The 6,281-nt window shown below is 66.0% G+C and carries 5 protein-coding genes; 2 read left to right on the top strand and 3 right to left on the bottom strand.

All coding sequences use genetic code 11. From position 1 onward, the window contains the following. Nucleotides 1-8 precede the first annotated feature (8 nt). A complete protein-coding gene (locus tag IE122_RS11985) occupies nucleotides 9-764 on the bottom strand; it encodes a DUF4198 domain-containing protein (RefSeq protein ID WP_189621399.1) in 756 nt (251 codons plus the stop codon). Between the two features lie 191 nt (nucleotides 765-955). Beyond that, nucleotides 956-2,155 carry an FAD-dependent oxidoreductase gene (locus IE122_RS11990; RefSeq protein WP_189621400.1) on the bottom strand — a complete coding sequence of 400 codons (1,200 nt, stop codon included), beginning with the start codon at nucleotides 2,153-2,155 and terminating at the stop codon, nucleotides 956-958. A 184-nt stretch (nucleotides 2,156-2,339) separates the two neighbouring features. Between IE122_RS11990 and IE122_RS11995 the strand changes: the two genes are divergently transcribed. Both IE122_RS11995 and IE122_RS12000 read left to right on the top strand, forming a co-directional pair. Further along, complete coding sequence (locus IE122_RS11995) at nucleotides 2,340-3,755, top strand: hypothetical protein (protein ID WP_189621401.1); 1,416 nt, start codon at nucleotides 2,340-2,342, stop codon at nucleotides 3,753-3,755. 262 nt (nucleotides 3,756-4,017) lie between these two features. Beyond that, the gene (locus tag IE122_RS12000) at nucleotides 4,018-5,472 is read left to right on the top strand and encodes a cobyric acid synthase (RefSeq protein ID WP_189621402.1); all 1,455 of its coding nucleotides are present in this window, start codon (nucleotides 4,018-4,020) and stop codon (nucleotides 5,470-5,472) included. Between the two features lie 225 nt (nucleotides 5,473-5,697). On the opposite strand, the gene IE122_RS12005 is transcribed toward IE122_RS12000, so the two are convergent. Then, nucleotides 5,698-6,281: IS630 family transposase (locus IE122_RS12005; RefSeq protein WP_189621403.1), on the bottom strand; the 584-nt coding region annotated here is incomplete at its 5' end.

Consider the following 6,281-nt stretch of genomic DNA (forward strand, 5'->3'; position numbering starts at 1 on the left):
TCGGGGGCTTATTCAGGAAGATGCGGCAAGGTGAACGCCAGCGAGGCACGGTGCTCCATCTGGTTGTACCTGGCGGGCTCATCGCTGCCGACCACCAGGATGCCGACGATGACATTGAGGCCCTGGTTGCGCAGCGTGACGGTGGCGGTGCCGTCTGCCCCTGTGGTGACCGGAGTTTCGTCCGGATCGTTGACGTAGTCGGACATGATCTTCACGCCTGCCACCGGCTTGCCCATGTACATCGCCCGCACGGTCAGCGGCTTGCCCTTGTCCACCGCGATCGGCAGCACCGGCACGATCTGCAGGGTCTGCCCCTCGATCAGCGGCACCGGCTTGGTCGGCAGGGTCTTGAGGTAGACGCCGTACTTCCAGTTGTGCTCGGACACGGTGACCGGTCCGGCAACCTCGTCCTTGCCCTTGTTGTGCCAGGTGCCGGCGGCATCCTTGGTCCACAGGCCATAGTCCATTGCGGCGGCGACCACCGCGAACGGCTCGTCGCTATCGACGACCGGGACGATCCCCGCCGCCTTGAGCGTCGCGTCGACCGGCAGGCCGGCTTCGTCGAGCGCCTTGACCGAGGTGATCTTGGGCAGACGGCTCACCGCGTCGAGATCGTCGGCCCCCACACCATATACCAGGGCAGTCTGCTTGGCACGCTGGGCGAACCAGATGGCATGAGCGTCCGCCGGAAGGCTGAGGCAGAGGCCGGAAGCCACAGCGGCCGCCGTGGAAACCAGACGCTTGTACGAATATGCGAGAGCCATGGGGGAGGTCCTGTTGTTGTGCTGCTGATGCTGACGAGTGTGTGAAAGATGCGTGGACTTTCTTGCCAAATGCATGCCCCCGCGCGGCACAAGGTGCTGACTAGAGGCGGTCCGCGCTACAGGAGCGACAAAGCCACACTTTTGCATCGGTATGCCGGGTGCTGCCCGGAGCGGAACGGCGAGGTCGGGATTCAGTTCAACCCTAGCGGGGTCAGCGGGTCACCGATCAAACCCGCCACCATGGCGGCCTGAATCCATGTCGCGGGCCATACCTGGGACAGCGGGCCGACCAGCCGATCGCGAACCAGCGGAAGTATCCGGCTGTCGGACTGGTACACCGGCGTGAACAGCGCCGTCAGTGCCTGGTATGTGCCGACGTGGCGACGCCGCTGGTCGACCGTCCGGGCAAGGGCGGCAGGGATATCGGGTGCGTCCCTCAGGCCTCGGGCCAGTGCCCAGGCGTCCAGCAGCGCCATGTTGGCTCCCTGCCCAAGCTGCGGGCTCGCCGAGTGCCAGGCATCACCGATATGGATGAGGCCCGGTTCGGCAGGTGCACGCAATGTGCGGTGAGCGTAGCGGGCGAAGACGAGTTGATCAGGATCGACGATCTGATCCAGCAAGGGCGCGCAGGCTGGCCACAGGTCCAGAACTTCGCGTTTCCACGCCTGTAGCCCACTGGCCTGCCATGCCGCGAACTGATCGGCGCGCAGCGACCAGAAGAACGCGACCTGCGGTTCACCCGTGCTCGGCGCAGAGCCGATCGGCAGTACGCCGACCATGCGGCTGGCCCGGTGATAGCGTTGTTCAAGTGCGTGAGGCTGAAAATCCGTTTCGCGGGGCAAGGTGAGGCTGGCCCAGAGCGCTCCGTAATCCAGCATGCGCCCGGTAGGTGGCGCCAACGGGGTGCGCGTCCCCAGCGCGTCGACCAGCAGATCGAATTCTTGCCCCCGCTCGCCATCGTCGAACTCGAGCTGCCTGCGCTCCCCCACGAAGCGAGAACCGGATATGGTGCGACCGGTCCGGATCGGAATGCCGGCGGCCAGCACCGCGTCATAAAGCGTACCGAAAAGCGCGGCCCGGTGGATACCGATACCGAAAGCGTTCGCTTTTCGCAGCGCGCTATAGTGCACGTCGAGCACCGTGCGGTGCCCTCCGGCAGTCTTGCCCAGCAAGCGGTCGATCCGCGCGCCGCGCGCCAATATCGTTTCTGCAAGCCCGAGCCGATCGAGAACCGCCAGACCGGTCGGCTGGAGCATCAGACCCGAACCGATCGGCCGAGGCGTATCGAAGCGCTCGAAAATCTCGATACGGTGGCCGCCACGGTGAAGCAGCAGTGCGGCTGCAAGCCCGGCGGGGCCGCACCCTGCAATGGCGATATCGCGCGCGGTCATGTCCGACTGGCTATGCGAAAAAGCGCTTCCGGCAAAGTTCCGGGGTGATCCGGCCAGCGAAAACCCGTGCGCAACCTTCCGCCGCTGAAACGCTCCAAAATACGACACCGGGGCATCAGCGATTGACGGGGCGGAGTACCGTCCCATGTCCTGCTTGACCAAGCGCGTATCCTGGAAGTGACCGATGCCCAACCCGCCTGCCCCGTTCCCCCGCTCCCGCCCGCTGCGCGCCGGGGCGCTGTGCCTGGCGGCGGCGTTCAGCCTGTCGGGGCTGGGCGACAGCAGTGCTGCCGCCGGCAAGGAGCCGCCGCCGGTGGTGGCTCCGGCGATAGCGGGCTACCCCGCCTATATGCCGATGCATGGCCTGCGCGCGCCGGCGGTGAAGCTGTTCGTCAAGTGCGATGCATCGCGCGCGGCCGGGCGCGAGGTCTATCAGGGGCGCAGCGGCGATTCGCTCTATGGCCGGGCCGAGGGCGGGTTCGAATTCGTCTACGAGGCGCGCGATGGTGCGGGGAACCCGTGCGTCTACCCGTTCGCGCCCTGGCTGCCGCAGATCGTCGGTTCGCTGGACGGCACGCAATACATCCTGCGCTCGTCACAACCCGGCCACGGCGTGATCTTCCGCACCGCCGACGAATGGGCCAGCGTCGACCTGCGCCTGTTCGAGATCGGCCGGCAACGCATCCACTTCGAGATGCAGGACATCAGCCTCGATTTCTCGGGCGCGATCCAGCCCAAGGGCGGGCTGCAACTGGAGGCTTATGGTGGCGAGAAGCCGGGGCTGTTCACCGCCGTGGTCCGCCGCGCCCGCATCTATGGCGGCAAGAACGCGATCTTCGTGCCGGGCGGGCAGACGATGCTTTACGTCGAGGACAGCGATATTGCCGGCAACCTCAGCGGCACCCCGGATCAGGACCATACCACTTACATCAACGGCATCCTTGTCAGCCACTTGCGCAATTCGCTGTGGCGCGGACAGCGCGGCTGGTCGAACGTGGCGAGCGGGCACCAGCTCAAGGACAAGGCCTACTTGCGCATCTGGGAAAACGTGACCGTGGCCAACCAGCCCAACGGCGCGCCGCCCTCTGCCATGCCGCTGATCGACGCGCTGGGTTATGGCTTCACCTGGTCGAACGGCCTCAAGCTCGCCCGGCTGAAACCCGAACAGGCCCCGCGCGATGCGCTGGTCGATCTGCGTACCGAGAACACCTACAGTCCGCCGCAAAGCTATCCATGGAGCGTGGTGGCCGATCCCGCCTGGCGCATGCCGGCCAACCCGCTCGCCGCGCTGGACAAGGTGTACCTTTCGGTCTTCCTCGACACCACCGTGCAGAGCTTCCGCACCGAGCCCTATGTCTTCGCGGTTCGCCCTCAAGGCACCCGGATCACGCCGGGCACCACCCTCATCGAAGGTAACGAGCAGACCACGCGCGCGCAGCAGCGGATCGTTTCGCTGGCATTCAACACCGTCGGCAACGCCGCGCGCATCTATTCGGACGAAGGCTGGGGGCTGACCGATCCCGAAGTGCCGCAGGACCAGCGCTGGATCTTCGACCGCGACGCCTTCGCCCGCCACGCGCTGGGTTTGATTGGACGCTGACATGGCTGGCCTCGCGCCATGCCCCCCCGCTGCGACTAACGTGCTGAGCACGTAAGTCTCGCTCCCCTCTCACGAGCGGGCGGGGAAATCAGCGTATGCCCGCCCGCTCGCGGGAGGGCCGGAAGGCTTGGCGGCGTGCCGCCTAGCCGGACGGGGTGGGCCCGGCACCACCCCGTCCGCGCGGTTGTGCCCATAATCGACGTTCCCTCGCGCCGGAATGGGTCTACGTAGCCACCGGAGCGGGCACGACGGAAGGAGCGATATGGCCGGTCTGATGATCCAGGGCACCGGGTCGGACGTCGGCAAGTCGGTGCTGGTCGCCGGGTTGTGCCGCGCGCTCGCCAACCGGGGGCTGTCGGTGCTGCCGTTCAAGCCGCAGAACATGTCGAACAACGCCGCCGTCACGGCTGACGGCGGCGAGATCGGACGGGCGCAGGCCCTGCAGGCAATCGCGGCGCGTGCGCCGCTGCATACCGACATGAACCCGGTTCTGCTCAAGCCGCAGGCGGATCACACCGCGCAACTGGTGGTCCACGGGCAGGTACGCGGCACGCTGGGCGCGGCGAACTTTATCGAGGGCCGCCGCCCGCTGCTGCCCGAAGTGCTGCAAAGCTGGGAGCGGCTGCGCGCGCGGTGCGATATCGTGGTGGTCGAAGGCGCGGGCTCTCCGGCCGAGATCAACCTGCGCGAAGGCGATATCGCCAACATGGGCTTTGCCCGCGCCGCCGGGGTGCCGGTGGTGCTGGCGGGCGATATCGACCGGGGCGGGGTGATCGCCGCGCTGGTCGGCACCCATGCGGTGATCGATCCGGCCGACGCGGCGATGATCCGCGGCTTCATCATCAACAAGTTCCGCGGCGACCTTTCGCTGTTCGCGGATGGCTATGCGGCTATCGAACAGCGCACCGGCTGGCCCGGCTTCGGGGTGCTGCCGTGGCTCCCCGCCGTATCTCGCCTGCCGAGCGAGGATGCGGTGGTGCTGGACCGGGCCGATCGCCGCCACATGGGCAAGGGTGTGCTGATCGCCTGCGCGATGCTGCCGCGCATCGCCAATTTCGACGATCTCGATCCGCTCAAGACCGAGCCGGGCGTCACCGTGGCGATGGTCCCGCCCGGCACGCCGATCCCGGCGGAGGCCGACGTGATCGTGCTGCCCGGCACCAAGGCGACCATCGCCGACATGGCATTCCTGCGCGCACAGGGCTGGGACATCGATGTGCTGGCCCATCACCGGCGCGGTGGCAGAGTGCTGGGGATCTGCGGCGGCTACCAGATGCTCGGCCGCACGATCGCCGATCCGCTGGGGCTTGAAGGACCGCCCGGCGAAGTGGGCGGGCTGGGTCTGATGGACCACGCCACCCTGCTCCAGCCGCGCAAGACCCTGCGCGACGTGCGCGGCACGGCGCTGGGCGCGCCTTTCGCGGGATACGAGATGCACATGGGCGAAACCGGCCGCGCCCCCGCCGATACGCCCTTCGCCATGCTGGACGATGGCCGGACGGACGGCGCGGTCTCGCCGTGCGGGCGGGTGATCGGCACATATTGCCACGGCCTGTTCGCCTCCGGCCCCTTGCGCCGCGCGTTTCTCGCCCGGCTCGGTGTCGAAGGCCACGGGCTGGACCACGGCGCGACCGTTGACGCAGCGCTCGATGAACTGGCCGAAGGGATGGAACGCCATCTCGATATCGACGGCCTGCTCGCCCTTGGCCGGGCCTAACGGCGCAGGCTTTCGCTTTCCTACATCCCCACCCTTGCGGCATTATACCGCCCGGAATTGCCCATCATCGTGGTGCTCGGCGGGAAAATTTCCAAAACCGGACGAAGTGTAACTTTCGGGCAGGGGATCAGGAGGCAAAAGATTGATTTGTAATCGTAAATCCCGGAGTAACGAAAGTGACGCAGGTGTAAACTTTGTAACCTTTGTCACTAGACTCATATTCGATCAAGTTTGTACATAGCCGGCATGGCGGATGAAGTTTGCGTATTCGCCGGGTTTGAAGCTTTGGAGGATGACTTTGAGCGCGTCGCAGATGGCGTCGAAGCTGCGTGGGTTCATTTGCCTGAGGAGGCCTTTGATCTTTGAGAAGACCTGTTCGATCGGGTTGAAGTCGGGACTGTAGGGCGGCAGGTAGAGCAGGTGCATGCCCGCATTTTCGATGCATTCGCGGATGCCTGCGACTTTGTGGGCGGACAGGTTATCGACGACGACAATGCTGCCCTGTCTCATTTCCGGGATCAGGCATTCCTCCAGCCACTGACGGAAGATCACCCCGTTCATCGGGCATGGCAGCAGGTGCGGAGCCAGAACACCATCATGCGCCAGCCCGGCGATAAAGGTGGACGTCATCCAGTGCCCATGCGGTGCCTTGGCAAAGAGCTTCCTGCCGCGATGCCCCCAACCATGACTGCGGGTCATCGCGGTGTTCGTGCCGGTTTCATCGACGAACACCAGGCGGGTGAAGTCGAAACCCGCTTGCGCCGTTTGCCACAGTCGGCGTGCCAGCGCGACGTCAGGGCGATCCTGTT

The organism is Novosphingobium colocasiae (genome assembly GCF_014652555.1).
Taxonomy (GTDB): Bacteria; Pseudomonadota; Alphaproteobacteria; order Sphingomonadales; family Sphingomonadaceae; genus Novosphingobium; species Novosphingobium colocasiae.